Source organism: Empedobacter sp. UBA7252, assembly GCF_002472765.1.
Lineage (GTDB): Bacteria > Bacteroidota > Bacteroidia > Flavobacteriales > Weeksellaceae > Empedobacter > Empedobacter falsenii_B.
Map to the genome: position 1 here is coordinate 68,292 of NZ_DKSQ01000001.1, position 19,655 is coordinate 87,946.

General features: G+C 31.1%; 19 protein-coding genes. 7 read left to right on the forward strand and 12 right to left on the reverse strand.

Annotated features, from left to right (window positions below; all coding sequences use genetic code 11):
• Positions 1-3 precede the first annotated feature (3 nt).
• The 4 genes from B2X73_RS00340 to B2X73_RS00355 form a co-directional block, all read right to left on the reverse strand.
• A complete protein-coding gene (locus B2X73_RS00340) occupies positions 4-2,088 on the reverse strand; it encodes a peptide MFS transporter (RefSeq protein ID WP_219034010.1) in 2,085 nt (694 codons plus the stop codon).
• A 29-nt stretch (positions 2,089-2,117) separates the two neighbouring features.
• The gene (locus tag B2X73_RS00345; protein WP_291059789.1) at positions 2,118-3,599 is read right to left on the reverse strand and encodes a peptide MFS transporter; all 1,482 of its coding nucleotides are present in this window, start codon (positions 3,597-3,599) and stop codon (positions 2,118-2,120) included.
• A 170-nt stretch (positions 3,600-3,769) separates the two neighbouring features.
• Positions 3,770-5,929 carry a S9 family peptidase gene (locus B2X73_RS00350; RefSeq protein ID WP_291095432.1) on the reverse strand — a complete coding sequence of 720 codons (2,160 nt, stop codon included), beginning with the start codon at positions 5,927-5,929 and terminating at the stop codon, positions 3,770-3,772.
• 702 nt (positions 5,930-6,631) lie between these two features.
• Positions 6,632-7,321 carry a hypothetical protein gene (locus B2X73_RS00355; protein ID WP_291095434.1) on the reverse strand — a complete coding sequence of 230 codons (690 nt, stop codon included), beginning with the start codon at positions 7,319-7,321 and terminating at the stop codon, positions 6,632-6,634.
• Positions 7,322-7,437: 116 nt separating this feature from the next.
• On the opposite strand from B2X73_RS00355, the gene B2X73_RS00360 reads away from it, so the two are divergent.
• The 7 genes from B2X73_RS00360 to B2X73_RS00390 all read left to right on the forward strand — a co-directional run bounded on the left by B2X73_RS00360 (position 7,438) and on the right by B2X73_RS00390 (position 12,167).
• Positions 7,438-7,629, forward strand: a complete 192-nt coding sequence (locus tag B2X73_RS00360) for a hypothetical protein (protein WP_291095436.1) — start codon at positions 7,438-7,440, stop codon at positions 7,627-7,629.
• A 36-nt stretch (positions 7,630-7,665) separates the two neighbouring features.
• A complete protein-coding gene (locus B2X73_RS00365) occupies positions 7,666-8,976 on the forward strand; it encodes a hypothetical protein (RefSeq protein ID WP_291095438.1) in 1,311 nt (436 codons plus the stop codon).
• Positions 8,977-9,194: 218 nt separating this feature from the next.
• Positions 9,195-10,550 carry a hydroxymethylglutaryl-CoA reductase, degradative gene (locus B2X73_RS00370; RefSeq protein ID WP_291095439.1) on the forward strand — a complete coding sequence of 452 codons (1,356 nt, stop codon included), beginning with the start codon at positions 9,195-9,197 and terminating at the stop codon, positions 10,548-10,550.
• 44 nt (positions 10,551-10,594) lie between these two features.
• Complete coding sequence (locus B2X73_RS00375) at positions 10,595-10,957, forward strand: hypothetical protein (protein ID WP_286494965.1); 363 nt, start codon at positions 10,595-10,597, stop codon at positions 10,955-10,957.
• Between the two features lie 11 nt (positions 10,958-10,968).
• Positions 10,969-11,400, forward strand: a complete 432-nt coding sequence (locus B2X73_RS00380) for a pyrimidine dimer DNA glycosylase/endonuclease V (protein ID WP_291095440.1) — start codon at positions 10,969-10,971, stop codon at positions 11,398-11,400.
• Positions 11,382-11,879, forward strand: a complete 498-nt coding sequence (locus B2X73_RS00385; RefSeq protein WP_171623750.1) for a YkgJ family cysteine cluster protein — start codon at positions 11,382-11,384, stop codon at positions 11,877-11,879. Before B2X73_RS00380 ends, B2X73_RS00385 begins: the two co-directional genes overlap by 19 nt.
• On the forward strand, positions 11,880-12,167 hold the full coding sequence (locus B2X73_RS00390; protein ID WP_125348911.1) for a hypothetical protein: 288 nt from the start codon (positions 11,880-11,882) through the stop codon (positions 12,165-12,167). It abuts the gene before it with no gap.
• A 30-nt stretch (positions 12,168-12,197) separates the two neighbouring features.
• Here B2X73_RS00390 and B2X73_RS00395 read toward each other — a convergent pair whose 3' ends face one another.
• From B2X73_RS00395 to B2X73_RS00430, 8 genes are all read right to left on the reverse strand, one after another.
• On the reverse strand, positions 12,198-12,686 hold the full coding sequence (locus B2X73_RS00395; RefSeq protein ID WP_221854702.1) for a hypothetical protein: 489 nt from the start codon (positions 12,684-12,686) through the stop codon (positions 12,198-12,200).
• Positions 12,686-13,135 (reverse strand): hypothetical protein, encoded by a 450-nt coding sequence (locus B2X73_RS00400; protein WP_221854703.1) that lies wholly within the window; start codon positions 13,133-13,135, stop codon positions 12,686-12,688. The genes B2X73_RS00395 and B2X73_RS00400 overlap by 1 nt, the downstream gene beginning before the upstream one ends.
• 151 nt (positions 13,136-13,286) lie before the next feature.
• The gene (locus B2X73_RS00405) at positions 13,287-14,327 is read right to left on the reverse strand and encodes a PorT family protein (RefSeq protein WP_291095442.1); all 1,041 of its coding nucleotides are present in this window, start codon (positions 14,325-14,327) and stop codon (positions 13,287-13,289) included.
• Between the two features lie 29 nt (positions 14,328-14,356).
• Positions 14,357-15,019 carry a hypothetical protein gene (locus tag B2X73_RS00410; RefSeq protein ID WP_291095444.1) on the reverse strand — a complete coding sequence of 221 codons (663 nt, stop codon included), beginning with the start codon at positions 15,017-15,019 and terminating at the stop codon, positions 14,357-14,359.
• Complete coding sequence (locus tag B2X73_RS00415) at positions 15,003-15,578, reverse strand: RNA polymerase sigma factor (RefSeq protein WP_221854706.1); 576 nt, start codon at positions 15,576-15,578, stop codon at positions 15,003-15,005. Before B2X73_RS00415 ends, B2X73_RS00410 begins: the two co-directional genes overlap by 17 nt.
• 143 nt (positions 15,579-15,721) lie before the next feature.
• A complete protein-coding gene (locus B2X73_RS00420; RefSeq protein WP_291095446.1) occupies positions 15,722-16,495 on the reverse strand; it encodes a type III pantothenate kinase in 774 nt (257 codons plus the stop codon).
• Complete coding sequence (locus B2X73_RS00425; protein WP_219034521.1) at positions 16,495-18,348, reverse strand: M1 family metallopeptidase; 1,854 nt, start codon at positions 18,346-18,348, stop codon at positions 16,495-16,497. The genes B2X73_RS00420 and B2X73_RS00425 overlap by 1 nt, the downstream gene beginning before the upstream one ends.
• Positions 18,349-18,897: 549 nt before the next feature.
• A complete protein-coding gene (locus B2X73_RS00430; RefSeq protein ID WP_219034520.1) occupies positions 18,898-19,545 on the reverse strand; it encodes a DUF6266 family protein in 648 nt (215 codons plus the stop codon).
• Positions 19,546-19,655 lie beyond the last annotated feature (110 nt).

Consider the following 19,655-nt stretch of genomic DNA (forward strand, 5'->3'; position numbering starts at 1 on the left):
TTATTATTTAACTCCGTGCATCAATTTCTTCATAACTGGATTTAATGCGATAACGATTAAACCTGCTACAATTGGTACAATTGTAAAAATTAAGAAGAAAGTTGATAACGAATATTCTTTTGTAATATTTTCGATTTGACCTCCTAAAATGGCTGCCAATTTGTTACCAATTGCAATTGCAAGGTACCACATTCCGAACATAAATGCAATCATACGTGCTGGAACTAATTTTGATACGTACGAAAGTCCAACTGGAGATAAACAGAGCTCGCCCAATGTATGGAACAAATAAGCTAATACTAACCAGATGATAGAAACGCGAACGCCTTCTGAAATTCCGTAAGAACCGAAAGCTAAGAATCCGAATCCGATTGCCATAATGATTAATCCTAAACCATATTTTACAGAAGCTGATGGGTTGTATTTAGAATCCCAAACACGAGAAACTAATGAAGCTAATGCAATGATGAAGAAAGAGTTTAATGTAGAGAACCAAGAAACGGTAATTTCTACTTGAGAATCTTTAATCTCTGCTACTTTCGCAGGAACAACTTCAGATGGTTTGTTTTGATTTTTATATTCAGTATCTAATTTCACTAAACTTTCTGGAGAAACTAATACAAATTTATCTCCTTCTTTGTGAATGCTAATATCTGAACCTTTTGTTAAAGCGTCTTGAGAAGCTAAATTAATTGTTTCAGTAACAATTTTATCTGTAGAATTTGCAACATAAGAAGCCGTAACTGGTGTTTTATCAAAAACAGGTTGACCTTCTTCGTTCATCACTTGTTTACCAGAGTCGTCTAATTTAGCCGTTTCAATTGCTTGGTAAGAAACATCGTAAGAGTGAGAAGTCCAGTTATAGTTTAACATCCAAATTGCAGCAGCCCAAATTCCTAAGAAAGTAAACGCTAAAACAACATTAGATAAAGCCGCTTTTTTAAATGTTTGTTTTGCTAATAAAATCAATACATACGAGATGAACAATAATGGAACAACTGTTAATAATGTATTGAAAACGTTGAATGCCATTGCAGCACCTCCAATTAAGTTACGTTCTGTATTATCACGCGCAAAGATTACTAATGATGTAGCTCCTTGTTCGAAAGACATCCAGAAGAAGATAACGAAGAAAGCAAAAATAATTACCGCAATCATACGATCACGAACCACTTTTGTATAATTTGCCAAACGACGAATTACCACAAAGAAGAACAAGAATAATGCTACTAAAATAACGACATTTTGTCCTGATAATCCTCCGATAGAGAATGGGAATAAGTTAATTCCACCAATTGCATTTAACGGATCATTGAACGCATATCCTAATCCTAAAAGCGTCATAATAACGATCAATACTTGATCTAATACTGTAAAAGGATTTGGTTTTTCTCCTGGTTCGTATTTTGGTGTATCATCATCAGCAGTAATTTGATTTCCTGTTTTTGAAGGAACTTCACCAATATGCCCAAATAATGGTTTTGCTAACCAGAACTGTAATGTTCCTAATAACATGAAGATTCCAGCTAAACCGAATCCCCAGTGCCATCCTACTTTTTCTGCTAAGAATCCACATAACATCATTCCGAAGAATGCACCAGCGTTAACTCCCATGTAGAAAATTGTATAAGCACCATCCTTTTTCTCAGGAAAGTCTTTGTACATTTCTGATAAGATAGATGTCATATTTGGTTTAAAGAATCCTGTTCCGATAACCAAACACGCCAATCCTAAATATAAAAAGATAGGTGTATCAAAAGCCATGAATGCATGACCAAGAGTCATAATAATCGCACCAATTACAACTGCCCAACGATAACCTATGTATTTATCGGCAATAATACCTCCAAAGATGGGCGTAATGTATAATAACATTGCATATGTTCCATATAAAGCAGTTGCTTTTTCTATAGACCATTCCCAACCTGGATTTAACCCAATAACTGCAGCTGTTAAAAACTGAATTAATAAAACGCGCATTCCGTAGAATGAAAAACGCTCCCACATCTCTGTAAAGAAAAGCACGAACAATCCCGACGGGTGTCCTAATACTTTTGAATCAAAGAAATTTTCTGATTTTGAACTCATGTTTGTTTGTTAAAAGTATTTCTTAAAAGTTATTTTACGTCTTGCATTAATTTGCGAATTAATGGGGATAAAGCGATTAATAATACACCTGCAATTAAAGCGTATATTCCCAAATCTTTGTAGCCATCAGTATAGGCAATCAATTTTGACATTAAAGTTCCTCCTGTATTTGCTTCAGACATTTCTGCTCCAATTTTCCCTGCAAAAAACTGACCAAAAGCACTTGCTAAAAACCACATCCCCATCATCATTCCAAATAGTTTTTGAGGAGATAGCTTCGTAATAATTGACATACCGATTGGACCTAAACATAACTCTCCTAGAGTAATTACTAGCCAAGTAAAAGTGAATAAATTAAGAGATGATTGTCCTGTATCGTTTACAAAGAATCGTAAAGAATAAAATAAAAAGAATCCTAATGATAAGAATAAAAACCCTATTCCGAATTTAATAATTGTATTAGGTTCTATTTTCTTTTTAGCTAACCATATCCATAACAATCCTGCTAATGGACTTACTATGATTATAAAAAATGAATTAGCACTATTATTAATAATATTTGGATCAATTTCGAAGAATAGTAAATTATGTACTAAGTTATCTTTTGCGAAAAGAGATAAAGAACCTCCACTTTGTTCATAAATAACATTAAAAATCAAATACATAACAATAAAAATAAAAGCTGCTAAAACTTTTTTCTTATAACTATTATTTAATTTTAATATCTCGAATCCTAAATACAAAAGCGCAGCAATACCAATTCCGTACATAAAATAATCGGTTAAATCACTTCTATGAATTAAGAAATATATTAAAGGTAATATAACTATTGCACCAACGTAAACAGCTGTTTCTTTAAAAGTCCTTTTTTGTATACTATCTTTTTCTAATGGAGTGTTTCCTATAGGTTCTAAACTTTTTTTAGTAGCAAAATAAGTTATCAAACCAATCACCATTACAATTGCTGCTGCTAAGAAACATAAACTCCAAGAGTAATATTTTCCCAAATAAACACACAAAGCACCTCCTAAAAGACCTCCTATATTTATTCCGGCATAAAACATTCCATAACCTGCATCACGTCTTACATCTCCTTCTTTATACAATTCACCTACCATTGATGATATATTGGGTTTAAAAAAACCTGTTCCTATAATGGTGCAGGTAATTCCTACATAAAACATTGTATGAGGATCATAGGCAATGATTAAATTTCCGATGACCATAAAAAGACCTCCAAAAACTAAAGACTTTTTGAAACCTAATATTTTATCAGCGAAAATACCTCCAATAAATGTAAATGCATAAATAAATGCTTGTATTGCGCCATATTTCAAATTAGCATCTTTTTCTAAAAGACCTAGTTGGTCTGTCATAAAAATTGCTAAAACACCTCTCATACCGTAGAAACAAAAACGTTCCCACATTTCTATCGTAAACAAATACCAAAGCTGTTTGGGATATTTTCCTTCAAAGTTTTGTATTTGATCCAACGTTAATTTTTGACTCATGATTTTTTAACTATGCACTAATATATCCTTTAGATTTTATTAGCAATCAACGAAAGTAAAAAAAACCTCCGACAATGCAGAGGTTTTTTTTATTTAATGTATGATTTTTGTCAATTTGAATAATGTTTCATCTTATTCATTGGCGTATTCTAATAAATACAGCTTTTTTCTTACAAATTCTTCTTGATAAAGTTTGTCATTTTACGGTAAAGCTGAATACGCGTGTTTCCACCATAAATCCCGTGATCTTTATCTGTATAAATGGCCATATCAAAATCTTTGTTCGCTTGTACCAAAGCTTCTGATAATTCGAATGTGTTTTGTGGATGCACATTATCATCAGCAGAACCAGAAATTAATAAGAAATTACCTTTCAACTCGTTTGCATAATTAATTGGTGAATTGTCATCATAACCAGATGCATTTTCTTCTGGTGTACGCATAAAACGCTCTGTATAAACAGAATCATAATAACGCCAGTTTGTTACAGGAGCAACAGCAATCGCCGCTTTGAACACATCATTTCCTTTGAATAATACATTCGAAGCCATGAATCCTCCATAAGACCAACCCCAAATTCCGATACGAGATTTGTCCACATAAGGTAATTTACCAATTTCTTTTGCCGCAGCAATTTGATCTTCTACCTCATATTTTCCTAATTGTAAATACGTTTGCTTCTTGAAATCTTCTCCTTTGTATCCCGTTCCACGACCGTCAACACAGAAAACGATATAACCTTCTTGTGCCAACATCATGTGCCAATAATCATTTGAGTTGAAATACGCATTATTTACATTCTGAGAACCTGGTCCAGAATATTGATACATCAAAACTGGATATTTTTTGGTTGGATCAAAGTTTTTTGGTTTGATTACGTAAGCATTTAATTCGTTTCCTGCTGTCGTTTTCAACACAAATAATTCTTTTGTTCCAATATTATCTGTAGTCAATTTATCTTTTAAAGAAGTATTGTCAACGATAACACCCAAATCTTTTCCAGATTTAGATTCAACCAAACTAATTGTTTTTGGAGTTGTTGTATTCGAAAAAGTATTAATGAAATACGTAAAATTCTTACTGAAAGCAGCCGAATTTGTTCCATTATTTTTCGTCAACATTGTTGTTTTCTTACCATCTAAACTAACCGAAGAAATTTGTCTTTCTGTCGAAATACGTTTTCCATTATTTGAGTTTGATTGATAATAAAGTGTTTTATTACCAGGATTATACCCATAGTAATTCGTTACCTCCCAATCTCCTTTCGTCACTTGGTTAATTAGCTTTCCGCTATCTGCATAATGGTAAATATGGTTATTTCCATCGCGCTCAGAAGTCCATAAGAACGAATTATCTGCTAAAAATTCTAATGTTAAATTATCCGTTTCTATCCACGCTTTATTTGTTTCAGTAAATAATTTATTTACTTTTTTCGTGTTGATATCATAAAACGAAACATCTACATTATTTTGATGACGGTTAGACGTTACAACCGTTAATAAATTCGCTTTTGAAGAGAACTTAATTTTCGGAATGTAATAATTCTGAACTCCGCCTAAATTAACATTTGCAGTTGAGTTATTCTTCGTATCAAAAACATGTAACGTAACTTCCGAATTGTCTTGTCCTGCTTTTGGATATTTGTAACGTAATTCTTGTGGATAAAGATTATTGTGGTAAATCGGAATATTAATTTCTTTGACTTTCGATTCGTCAAAACGAACATAAGCCAAAGACGTTCCATCAGCATTCCAATCAAAATTTCTTACGAAACCAAACTCTTCTTCATAAACCCAATCGTTGATCCCGTTGATAATATTATTCTTTTTACCATCCGTTGTAACTTGAATTACCTTGTTCGATTTTAAGTCTTGAATGTATAAATTATTCTCAAAAGCAAAAGCTACCTTAGAAGCATCTGGCGAAAACAAAGGCTCTTGAATTCCTTTTCCATCAAATAACAATACTTTCGATTTTGTTTGTGTATCATACACTTCAAACTTTGCTGTAAACGAATGGCGATAAATTTGGTGCGAATTAGTTTGCAATAAAACGTAACGCTCATCAGAACTAAATTCATAACCTTCAAACTTTCCAGGAACGACAACTACATCAGAAGTCTGACCTTTTTTCAATGTCGATTCATACGAACGTTTTACCAATCCGTCTTTTGTAAGAATTGTATAATTTTCTCCATCATTCAATGAATTTACACCATATAATGAGTTTTCTCGGTATTTACCGCCATATATCCCTTCAATGGTTATTTGTTGTGCATAAGAATAAGCACCCATCGCAAGGATAGCCAAACTTAAAATAAATTTTTTCATATTAATTTTCTAATCATGTGAGTTCAAACAATCAAATATAAACAATTCTATTTTCTCAAATAACACATTTCCTCGAATAATCCATTATAATCGTTCATATAAACGAAAAACTCTTCACTATTTTATATTTTAAACAATTTACAGATAATCGTATTTCATCATTTTTATCAAGAATATTATTAATTCAATCAAAACAATTTAAAATAATCAAATATTTGTAATATAATCATTTAAACAATACAAATTACATTTTTCACAAAAAGTGACCACAAATGTCCGGTTTTGTCCATATTTGTCCACTTCTGTCCTCCAGTATTTTTATCAACAATATGTTTTAGTTAATTGAAACTCCTATACAAACCTCTGTATATCTATGTTTCACATCATATCGAAAAATAGCTCATTTTACTCTTGTTCGACCATCGTTCGACCTTTGTTCGACCGTCCTTCGACGAACTTGCGGAAAAATGCACCTTTGCGAGGACAATGGTCGAAGAACGGTCGAAGAAAACACGAGTAAACCTTGAATATATTTATGAAAATTTGGATTTAATTTCGAACTAAATCAATATGAAGGAAAAATAATTTTGTCTGATTGAAATATCTACATTTAACTCAAAAACAATAGTTTTTAAATATAAATGTTTAGCTTAAAATATATCGTTAGATAATTACATTAATAATAAATAGTAGTTTTTCTACCTACTCAATTATATAATATTTTTTAAAATCAGATGTTGAATAATATTGAAGTGCAGCTTTTGTAAATCCTTTCATTGTATAATAATTAAACCCTCCGCTAACTAAAGCTCCTACGCCAAATGGAATTAATTTACCTACAGCAATCCCTCCTCTTTTAGTACCCCATTTAGTAATAATTGTAGTACCTACTTTTTTATTTATTTTTTGAAAAATTTTCCCTGAAACATTTTTATTAAATTGAGTAATAACAACCTTCGTTCCTAATTTCTCAACAGCAATCTTGCTAGAAATTATTACTCCACTCCAAATACCTAAAATCTGAATAAATTCTTGATTAAATCCTTCATTCATATCTTTATCATTTAAAATTCCTATACCATAACATATCTTTACCATGTACCTGAGCATCATTAATAAATCTCCTAACATTGTCGTTCCTTCTATAGTTATTTGTCCTATAGTACCTACTCCAGGAATAACACTTGGTAATGCAGTTCCTATCCCAACACTAGTATAGTGAGTAATTACTTTTTTTGTGAATTTTTCTGATAGTTGTTCTTTTGAAAGATTAGGATAAGATTTAATCAAATCATTAATTTCATTTTTTATATCTAATTCAGAAGGAGAAATTTTATTAATTATAGTAAGTAAATCAATATTTGTATTTAATATTAATGGTGTTTTTTTCATTAGGATAAATTTGTTACAAATATATAGTTTAATCCATTCTATCAATTACGGTTACACGTAATTTAATTTTAAAAATGATAAGTATATTTACATTATAATATAAATAAAAATTACATATGGCTAACTATAAATTAAAAGCAAAAGGAAAATATGGCAACATGCCAAAGAATTATGAATTTAATGTAGTTTCTGCTACAATACCTACACCGAACGCTCAAGATATTCAAAAAGCAATTGAAAATTTAGGCTTTAATAAACAAGCACAATCTTATAAGAGTACTGGAAATTTTGAAATACAAAATCTATAATTTTTTTTCTTACAAAGAGTTGATAAATATTTAATAATGAAAAATAAATCAATAATTGATCAATCTATTAAACTAAAAATAATATTTTTTTACATAGTTATATGTAATTCTCTTGTTATTGGACAATCTAATTTAAAAACTCATAAAGTTGTGAATGGAAACGAATCTTTGATTTATAATTATTATCAAGATTTAAATACATTACAAAATATAAATCATGGAAGCTATAGTTACACCTTTACATCTGGTCAAGATAAAACAATTATAAAAGGTAATTATTTAAATGGCTTAAAAGATGGAGTATGGACTTGGGATGTCATTTTTTACAATAAATATTATGGAGGTAACTTTGATAAAGTAACTAAAAGAGTTACCAAAACATATTCAAAAGGTAAGAGAAATGGTTTGTGGTCTTATAAAAACACTATTCAATCATACGAGAATGGTAATTTACATAATACTTTTAACCAAGAATTAACAGAGAACTTCACAAATAACATCCAAACGGGTAATTTAATTTTTATAAAAGATAAAAAACTACCTATAAAATTAAAATTCAATAAAAAAGGTGCTTTATTAGGAAACTATCTTTTGCCATTTGGATCTTCAGAAGTACTTATTAAAACAAACGAATTTGGTGTGGCTACTGATTTTTTTGATAAAAACGATATAAATGAAACTGCAATTGAGGTCGGAAATAAATATTCTTTTGATAGTATTACACAAGATGAAGCAAAAGAGTTAAACATAGATGTTCGTAAAAAGGAATTAATTGAATGGTTTTATGATGCAAGTATTTATAATTCACAGATAATAGAAGATCCAAAAGGTGGAGAAGATTTAAAAGATCTTACTTTCGGTTATCTCATACACTCTAAGCATGACACTTATTTGTTAGAAGAAAAGAAGAGGTTAGCTATAAGAAAAGAAAAAGAAGAAAGAGAGGAACAAGAAAAAAAAGAGTTAGCTCTAAAAAAAGATATAATAGATAAAGAAAATAAAAAGATAGAAGAATTTAGTAGACAATTTATTGGGACTTATACTCTTATTACAAAAACAGATAAAATAGGTAAAGATTCTTATCAAATTAATTTCAAAAAAGATGAAAACTATTTTATTTTTGATTTTAAAATAAATTATGTTTTAACACAATCTGAAACTTTTATTCGCAATGTACTTGGATCTCCTAATATTGATAACGTTCATAAGCATTCAGTGAAATACGATTATGATGATAATATAATTAAAATAGGCAATGATTTGTATAAATATACAATAAAGGATCGAATGCTGACATTAGAATCTGATAATTATATTTTTTATTTGAGTAAGAAAATAAACCCATAACAGCTTTTTGTAAAATAGAAGCTGTTTTTTGTACTTTAGAATTTCCGATAATAATATTTTTTAATCAAAAAAAGACAATACAATAACTAATTCTACATTTATTGTGTTTTACCAAATCAACTACTCTACTAAATCGTTAAAAATTAATCAAAAAACAGAAGAAGTATCTTATAACATTCAAAACGTTTGTACTTTTGTGTTATAAAAAAATATCCAATATGAAGCATCAAGCAGTAGAAGGTTTTTCGAAATTATCGAAAGAAGGAAAAATTGAATGGGTTGTCAATGAATATTTGAATGGGGATGAATCTGCCATCAAAGTATTGAAACAATATTGGAATGATGATGCAGATTTACAAAAACTGCACGACGAATTTTCTGAAAATACAGTTTCTAATTTCTATATGCCGTTTGGTTTAGCGCCAAACTTTTTAATCAACGACGAATTATACGCTATTCCAATGGCAGTTGAAGAGTCGTCTGTTGTTGCTGCGGCTTCTAAAGCGGCGAAATTTTGGCAAACACGTGGTGGTTTCAAAACAACTATTTTATCCACAACAAAATTAGGTCACGTTCATTTTATGTACGAAGGTGACAAAGAAAAGTTGCAAAATGCATTTGAAACAACGATTAAAAATCAATTAATCGAAACGACAAATGATATCACAAAAAACATGCGTGCGCGTGGTGGTGGTATTTTAGCTTTGGAATTAATTGATAAAACTGCTGATTTAGAAAACTATTATCAAATAAAAGCGTCTTTCGAAACAATGGATTCGATGGGTGCAAACTTTATCAATTCTTGTTTAGAGCAATTTGCCAAAACATTACGCAACGAGATAGAAGCTGATTCTACTTTTACAGATGATGAAAAAGATTCTGTTCAAATCGTGATGTGTATTTTATCGAATTATACGCCAGATTGTATTGTTCGTGCAGAAGTTTCTTGTCCAGTAGAGCAATTAGCCGAAGGAAATGTAACCTCAGAAGAGTTTGTAGAAAAGTTTTCGCGCGCTGTTCGCATTGCAGAAATAGAACCATATCGTGCAACAACACACAACAAAGGAATTATGAACGGAATTGATGCGGTTGTGATTGCAACAGGTAACGATTTCCGTGCTGTAGAAGCTTGTGCGCATACATATGCGGCGAAAGATGGACAGTATTCTTCATTAACGCATTGCGAAGTGAAAGATGGAATTTTCCGTTTTTGGATTGATTTACCAACTGCGCTTGGTACAATTGGTGGATTGACAGCTTTGCATCCGTTAGTAAAATTAGCAATGGGAATTCTTGGGAAACCGAATGCTAAAGAATTGATGGGATTTGTTGCTGTTGCTGGTTTAGCGCAAAACTTTGGTGCATTACGTTCTTTGGTTACAACTGGAATTCAGAAAGGTCACATGAAAATGCACTTAATGAATATCTTGAATCAGTTAGAAGCAACTGAAGAAGAAAAGAAATATTTTGTCAATTATTTTAAAGATAAAACGGTTTCTCATCACAATGTTATCGAAGAGTTTTGCAGATTACGTGGTGTAAAAAATGTAGAAGAGATCAAAAAAGAGAAATAAAAATGAACTTTTTAAAATCAAACTTATTCATAATAGTATTTGTAATGATAAATTATTGTCAAGCACAAATAGCAAAAACTTGTGATGATTTTAAGAATATAATTGTAATTGATAAAATTTCAGATAATCAATATTCTAAAATAGTATTTGATAAGAAATATCACACAGAATTTACATCAGAAAATAAATCTGAATATATTAAATCTAAGATTGATTACAATAAAGTAAATCCGTGTGTTATTACTTTAGAAATTATTGAAGTTACAGATAAAAATTTTCCTTTTCCAATAGGAGAAAAAATGATTTTAGAATTAACGAATTTCGAAAATGATAATATTTCTTACGTTGCAAAAGTTAGAGATATTGAGCATCATGGAGTTTATAAAGTGTTATCTAAATTAGATTAAATATTTTATCCATGCGAATTTGGTCTGTTCATCCGCAATATCTCGATGCAAAAGGAATTGTAGCACTTTGGCGCGAAACGCTTTTGGCAAAAAATGTTTTGGAAGGCAATACAAAAGGTTATAAAAATCATCCGCAATTAACTCGTTTCAAAGCAATTGAAAAACCGCTTGAAGCGATTAATCAATATTTAGCAGAAGTTTGGGACGAAGCCACAAGACGAGGATATAATTTTGACCGAAATAAAATTGATTCTGATTTTACAAAGATTAAAATTGAGGTTACAACAGGTCAAATGCAATATGAATTCAACCATTTATTAAAGAAGTTAGAACAAAGAGATCCTGAGCGATTCAAACAATTTGAAAACCTTAAAATGGTTGATTGCGCGGAGATTTTTGAAGTAAAAGAAGGAGAGATAGAAAAATGGGAGATCATTTCTTAGAAGAATATTTTGCGAAAGCAAAAGAAAAACAACGCGAACACAAAAAGTTTTTGGAGAAGTTGAAGAAGAAACCGCCTAAAAACTTGGATCAGAAAATGGAAGAAATTCACGAAGATGTTTTCAATCGTATTGATTGTCTTTCTTGCGCGAATTGTTGCAAAACAACTGGTCCACTTTTTACACAAAAAGATATTGAGCGTTTAGCGCATGTTTTTCGAATCAAACCAAGTCAATTTATTGATAAATATTTACGAATTGATGAAGATAACGACTACGTTTTGCAGCAAGTTCCTTGTCCGTTTTTGGATAGTGAAAATTATTGTTTGGTTTACGAAGATCGCCCGAAAGCTTGCCGTGAATATCCACATACAGATCGCAAAAAGTTTTATCAAATTAATCATCTTACCATAAAAAACACGCTAATTTGTCCTGCGACTTACGAAGTTGTAGAACAAATGCAGAAAGAAATAAAAGTATAAATGGAAACACCTCTAAAAATAATCGCATTTATTATGTTGATATTTCCGACAATTTATCAAGGAATTGCTGGATTTAGAACCAAAGATGCTACTGTTGTAAAAAAAATTGCTTGGCGCGCCGTTTTGATGCAAATCATGGGAACGCTTTTGGCTTATTTTATCTTCATAAAAATTGGTCAAGACAAACAAGTTGCCATTTATGTTGGCTTTATGTTTTTTACGTCGCTTGCAATTTTAGTCCTAATACAAAACATTTTGATTTACTTAAAAAATAATAGTAATAATTAAAACGTCGCTCTATGAGCGACGTTTTTTAATTTATAATTGGGTTTCTATCATTTTGATTTTATCAGAATCTGAATTGGATTTTAGAACATATAAATAATCATCTTCAAAATTGAAGATAAATATTCTTTGATTTACATTCTCAAGTATTTGAAACATATTCGTAATGTCAGAAAAAGTATTTTTATTATTTAGTTTGAATTTTACTCCAGATTTTTCAATATTATTTTTTTGCAGTTTTTGAATTAATTCAGCATAATAAACTGCATCTGTTTTATTATAATTCACTTTTAAAAATGTTGAATCGTATTTGTATACAGGATCCCTCCAGTAATAATATATTTGATAAAGAGAGTTATCTTCTTGTTTATCTATTTTTGGAGCTGTACTTAAATAATAAGTTCTTTGAGATAATTCTTTTCTTTCTCTAATAATTTTTACAATACAAAATATAGACAACACAATTAATATTGTCCATCTTATCGCAACATCAGCTTTTATAGTTGATTTTTCGATACCCATTAAGCCAATAAATTAACGTATTGTTCTGCTTTTTCGGTTAGTTTAGTTTTTACTTGATCATAATTTGAATCAAAAAAACTGCGTAATCTGAACTTTGATTTTTTGGTTTGAATAGTTAGAATTTGATTGCGATTCAAGCGAAAAATATCTTCTTCTTCGTACAAATAATAAATTGCTCGATATGGAATTTCATCTCTTTTGAAAATTGTTCTGATTTCGAACGTTTCTTCTTTTAACGTAAATAAGGTCAAATTAAACGTTAAATCATATAAAATTGACATCGACGCAAGCAAAGAAATCATGAAAACGCCAATGCGCAAAAAAGGTTCGTCTATCCAAAAATTTCCTCCAAACCAAAAAGCTTTGACAAACGTAAAGTTAACCATCATTAATAATAGAAAAATGATGACGAGAAGAAGTGTTTGCCAACTAAGTTTAGATTTTACCATCTGTTTGGATTTGTACTAATTTACAATTTTTTTGAACAGATTTAGAAAATTTTTCTACAAATAAAAAACCTCAGATAAATCTGAGGTTCATTATATTTTAAAAATGTTATGTTATAAAATTTCAATACTAAAACTATGATTGAGATAATTGTTATAATCCAAGATTTATGCCAAACTGAATCATTTTACGATTATCGAATGTATTATCTTTAAAATAATTGTTCAAATCCTTTCTCACAAAAACATCAATCAATCCTAAACCAATTGTTATTTCAGCTCCGTAGATAAAATTATTCACATTATAATTTCCACGTTCTTTGTTGCGAACACCATCTCCTTTGTAAATATTATTCGATGATAACAACGTTCCTCCATACATATACGCTGCGATATAGTGTTTTCCTTGCGGACGATATGCAAAATCTTCGGTAATATTTTTGACTTTCGAAAAGTTGTATTTAAATCCAACCGGAACCATAAAATAGGCCGAACGCAATTTCGATTTATCTAACGATTTATCACTTTTTACCAAGCCAACATTTCCATTTTCATCACGATTAAAGCGCATATCATCGTCGATGCGATACGTTCTCCACGAAAATAATCCTCCTGCCAAAAAGTTAACAGGACTTGTTAACGATAATTGTCTTTCGTACATTAAACCTACTGTAATGTTGCTCGAAAACTTCTCGTGTTTGTTCAATTCCTCATCTTTTTTTCCTGTAAACGCCATGTATCCAAAAGAAGCATAACCATTAATTTGATTCGCAATTCGGTAACGTTTCGTCACATCTTGTTTCGTTTTTGGCGTAATTGGATCTTCGCCGTTCATAATCGAAAATGCAACTTGTTGTTTGATGATATCATCTAAATTGAAATTTACCTCCTGAATACGATCATTTATCGTTCCCGAATACACGCTCGCAATCGCTTCTTTCTTCGCTGTAGCCTCAGAAGCATTCAGTTTTCCTTCTGTTAATTCTTTGTCAACTGCCGCAATTTTCTTTTCCATTGCAGATTTTTCTTCCTGAACAATTTGACGAATCACTAACGTAAATTCGCTGATGCGATCTTTTACAATTGGACTGATTTTTTCTTCATTTTTATCATTCAAATCAAATGTAAATTTTTGAGCATATAGTGATGTAGCTGATAAGCATAATAATCCTGCTACGATAAGTTTTTTTATCATAATCTTGCTAATTTAGGGATATTAATGTTTTATTTGAAGCCGATAGAAACCACGCGCGATTGGTTTGACTCCTTTAGATTTTCTTTATTTTCGATCGAATACAACAACATATTTGGATCTACAAAATTCTTATTCTTTTTGTTCACTTTTACAGAATCTAATGTTGTGTTAGCTGCAATATTTTTCTTTGGTTGAGCTTCTGATTTTAAATCTTCTTTCTTCTCTACAATAGCTTCTTTCTTCGTTGGAAAAGCCATTTCAACTTGTTGAGATTCTTCGTTTATTGCCACTTGAACTTTACCATGTTGAATTGGTTTCTTCTCTTCTTGTGTCTGAATTTCAACTTCTTTTTTAGAGGAATCAATCTTTTCATTATTCGCTAAAATCGATTCTGAAGAATGAACTGTATTAGAGTCTGATTGAATTTGTTGCGGATTATTTTGTTCCTGATGATTTACAAATTCTTTTGGTTGATCATCTTTCGATTGATTCGAGAATAAATAAATTGATGTAGAAACCGTAAATAACGCCACAACCGCAGCAGACAACCACCATTTGTAGTTTGATTTTTGTGGTAATGGAGCGACATCCATACGAGCCTGAATTCTGTCCCACGCATCGTGCGAAGGTTTTAGCTCACGATTTTCTAAATCGTTTTTTATATAGTTTGATATTTTATCGTTGTTTTTCATTTGTCATTTTCTTTTTACTTAGAACAATTTCTTTCAGTTTTGCCTTTGCTCGAAACAATTGCGTTTTGCTGGTCGATACCGAAATATTGAGCATTTCTGCAATTTCTTGATGCGAATAATCTTCGAGAATATGAAGATTAAACACCAGTCTATAAGGTTCTGAAAGTTGATCTAACACGTCTTGCACATTAAAATTTAACCATGTTTCTTCTACTTCTTCATCTGCTTCATCATAATTAGAAACTCTTACATCATCAACATAAATCAATGTTTTATTTGCACGTAAAAAAGTTAAACATTCGTTGACCATAATTCGACGCATCCAACCTTCGAAACTTCCTTTATTTTGAAATTTCTCGATATGATTAAAGACTTTACAAAAACCGTTAATCATACAATCTTCTGCATAATGCATGTCTTCGATGTAACTTCTACAAACGCTCAGCATCTTTTTGGAGTTTTGTTCGTAGAGTTCTTTTTGCGCCAAAGCATCGTTCTTTTTTAGTCGTTCGACTAAAATTTCTTCTTTACTTTTTCGATTTAGTACAAATAATTTCACGTGTGTTAATTGCTTTCTTACTTAATAGACTCAAGGTTTGTAAAAAGGTTACAGAAAATTAAACATTTTTTAGAAATGATTTGATATAGAACGAAAAAAGCTCGCAATTAGCGAGCTTTTTAATCATATTTATCAAAAATAAATTATTTCTGAAACGAATCTTTATTCAATTCGTATAATATTTTAAGACCTTTTATTGTGTGTAAACGATCATCAATATCAATTTTATCTGTCAACGATTTGTAAACACCGCCAACTCCTCCTGTCGAAATCACATAACATTGTTCTCCTTCTTCGGCATTGATACGATCAATCATTCCTTCGACCATACTCAAAAAGCCATAAACCATTCCTGATTGCATGCAAGATTCTGTATCCGATCCTAAAACAGTTTTAGGCGCTTTCAGTTCTACTGTTGGTAATTGAGCCGTTTCTCCTACCAATGAATTTAAGGCAGTTATAATTCCAGGAGCAATCACTACTCCACCGACATTTGCCGATTCGTCAATCCCTAAAAAAGTTAACGCAGTTCCAAAATCAATGACAATTTTTTTGCCTTGATAATTTTGATAATGTGCAGCTACGGCATTCGCATATAAATCTGTTCCCATTTGGTTTGACTTATGCTTGATTGCTGATGGCGTATTACGATCTACAACCATTGGTTTGAACTTGTGAATCTTTTGTAATGCAATCTTAACGCTTGCTGTAAGTGGTGGTACAACCGAACCTATCACAATATCTGTAATATCATTTTTCGAAATTCCGAAAGGCTCGTACATGTTCGAGAATTTTGCAAAAAACTCGTATTCGGTACGGTAAGGTTTTGAATTGATTGTCCATGTAATAATCTCCGTTTCACTTTTGAAAACTGCGAAACGAAGATTAGTATTTCCAATATTTACTGCTAATAACATTATTTTGTAAATACGTTATTTTTATCGTTTACATCTGCCAAACGTTTTGTTGGATCGATGGTAACTTGTTTAACTTCTTTCGAAACTTTAACATCATAGGTAGGTTTTGTCCAGAACCAATCTTCTAAAATAATTCTTTTTGCACCTTGGTATTCTACTAAGTTTTCTGCTGGTTTTTCTCCACGCATTTCACGTAAAGGAATGTAGAATAATTCTTTTGAGCCATCTGTATATTCTACCAACAAATCGATAGGCATTGCAAAATCTGATTTGTTTGCAATTGTGATTGTGTTTCCGTTTACAGCTTCTACAGCGTAATCAATTTTGCGTGTTGTGTTCAAGAATAAATTGAAGTACCATTTAAGATTAATTCCAGAAACTTCTTCTGCTACACGTTTGAAATCATTCCCTGATGGATGTTTGAATTTCCATTGTTTATAGAATTCTAGGAATGTTTTGTTTAAATTATCATTTCCAATAATATATCCTAATTGAATTGCTAAAACTTGACCTTTGTAATATGCTTCTAAAGAGTATGCATAGTTTGTATTATAATAGTCTGCTAATAAACTTGCAGGTTCTTCTTTACCAGAAAGTGCTAAATTAATATATCCTTTGTAGGCATCTGGATTTGGATTAGAAGGCATTACTTTTAATTTATCTACAACATTAAGGTGCGCCATTTGCTCTACATATGATGTAAAACCTTCGTCGAACCATTCGTTGTATGTTTCATTGATACCAAATAATTGTTGATACCAAGAGTGAGCTGCTTCGTGGAAAATAGTTCCGATTAAGCTATTTAAATTACTTCCTCCAGCAATTAAAGTTGCAGTACCATATTCCATACCACCGTCACCACCTTGAATGATTGAATATGTTTTCCAAGGATATTCGCCAAAGTGTTCAGAATTATAATCGAAGAAACCTAATGCGTAAGGCATTGCTTGTTTCCATGCAGAAGATTTATCATTGTCTTGGTAAACTAAATATACCTCAACACCATGCTTTGATTTTGCATGTTCTACAATAAATTCTTTGTCTGCAGCCCAAACAAAATCGTGAATATTTTCAGCTTTGAAATTCCAAGCTACTTTTCCATTCTTTGTTTTGATTGTTGGATTTTTTACATAACCTTTTACACTATTAGGGTCTTGTAATTCTCCTGAAGCTCCGATTACATAATCTTTATCGATGTTAATTGTGACATCAAAATTACCAAAAGGCGCAAAAAATTCGCGACCAATGTATTCATCTAAATGCCATCCTTCTGGATCGAATTCTGCCATTTTAGGATACCATTGTGCCATAGAAAATTCTACACCATCTTTCGAATTACGTCCAGAACGACGAATTTGTTCGGGAACTTGTGCATTCCAAACCATATCGAAAGTAGAAGTTTGTCCTTCTGCAATTGGTTTTGCTAATGTAACTTCTAAGATTGTTCCGTCTACTTTATATGAAACGGCTTTACCATCTTGTTTAAGAGATGTTACTTTTTGATAACCAATTTGATCTGGTTTTAATTCAGAAATACGGCTAACATATTTAGGATTTTCTTTTGTTCCGATATTTGTTGCCATTCTTTTATCAGGATCTGAAATGTTTTGTAAACGATTATCCATCATACTTCCTGGTTGAAAAGCATTAAAATATAAATGAAAATAAACTTTATTCAGGCTTTGACCTGAATTGTTGGTGTATTTCAATTGCATTTTTCCATCGTATTGATATGATTTTTCTTTCATATCAACATCTATTTTATAATCTACCTTTTGTTGCCAATATCCTTTACGTTGTGCAAAAGCTAATTGAACCAAACATAAGCAGATTAGTAAAGTGAATTTTCTCATTTCTAACTAATCATTAAACTTTAACTTCAAAAATACAAAAAAGATTGAGATTAAGGTGAAGGTTGGGGGTTGGTTGTTTTTATTTAGTTAACAACCTTCTGTTACTTTTTTTATTCATTGAATATCTATTTTAATTAATTGGTATTCATATGCCCTTCGGGGAACAGTCAAAAAAAGTAACCAAAAAAGACTTGGCTGTAAATCGATTGGACTAAAAATGGTTTTCGCTTCGCTAAAGATTTTAAAAACTCTACGAGCTAAAATCTTTTTAACGCTGCTCTTCAATCATTTTCTTAACGTCATCGATTTAATGCCAATTTTTTGATTTGGAATTTGATTAGAAAATAATGTGAAGCTGAAATGAATTTAGCTTGATAAGTTAGGGTTTACACTCTTCTATGCCCTCTCGAGAGGGATTTTTTTTTGTGTCTTTGGTGAAGTTTTTTCTTTTGATAAAAAAAGAAAAACCGTTTGTATCTTGGACATCAACTTATGTGATTTGTTATGATATAAACGGTTTTTTCTCTCTTTTCTGAATCATAGTCAATGTTAGTTTACTATGATTTTTCCTACGTAAACAGAATTAGATGCAAATAGGTTTTCTGGATTGACAAAGGCAATCCATATATGTAATTCTTTACCTTGATATCTTGGTAATAAACTTAGTTGATATGTTAAGTCTACACGGATTGCATTGGTTTGAAAAAACTGGGTTCCTACATTAAGGTCGTTGTCTTCTGCAAGTAATGCCACCATGTAATCTGTTTCGCCATTAGAGCCCATGGAGTTGTTTTCCCAATCGATCTGAATTGTTAACGGAGTTGGAGAACTGATGGCTAAGGGTTGTAGATCTATTCCTTTTCCTTTTGAAAATTGAATTTGATGATAATTAGGTAGTATTTGTAAATTATCCATATCACAGACTAATGCATTCATGACATTGCTCATTGCAGAATTGTATGTGGAACGTAATCCTACTTTTGTTCCGAAAAATGCTTTTGCATATTCTTTGTAACTCGCAAGAAATAAGACTGATTTGTTGAAACGTTCTTTGATTAATGCTTGTTTTGGAGTTGGTGCTTTTGATAATTTTTTAGGACGAATGCGTGATATTTCGTAACCGTTGACATTTGCGACTACTATTCGACCTGTACGACCGGATGTACCTGAAATGATACTGTCAATAACTTTACCCATACTTTTTGGTTTTAAATGTTTTACTTGATTTTTAATTTCTATGGTGAAGTTCGTAATGGATATCCGTATTAATTCAATTATTGCATACAAATGGAAACATTTGGAATGAT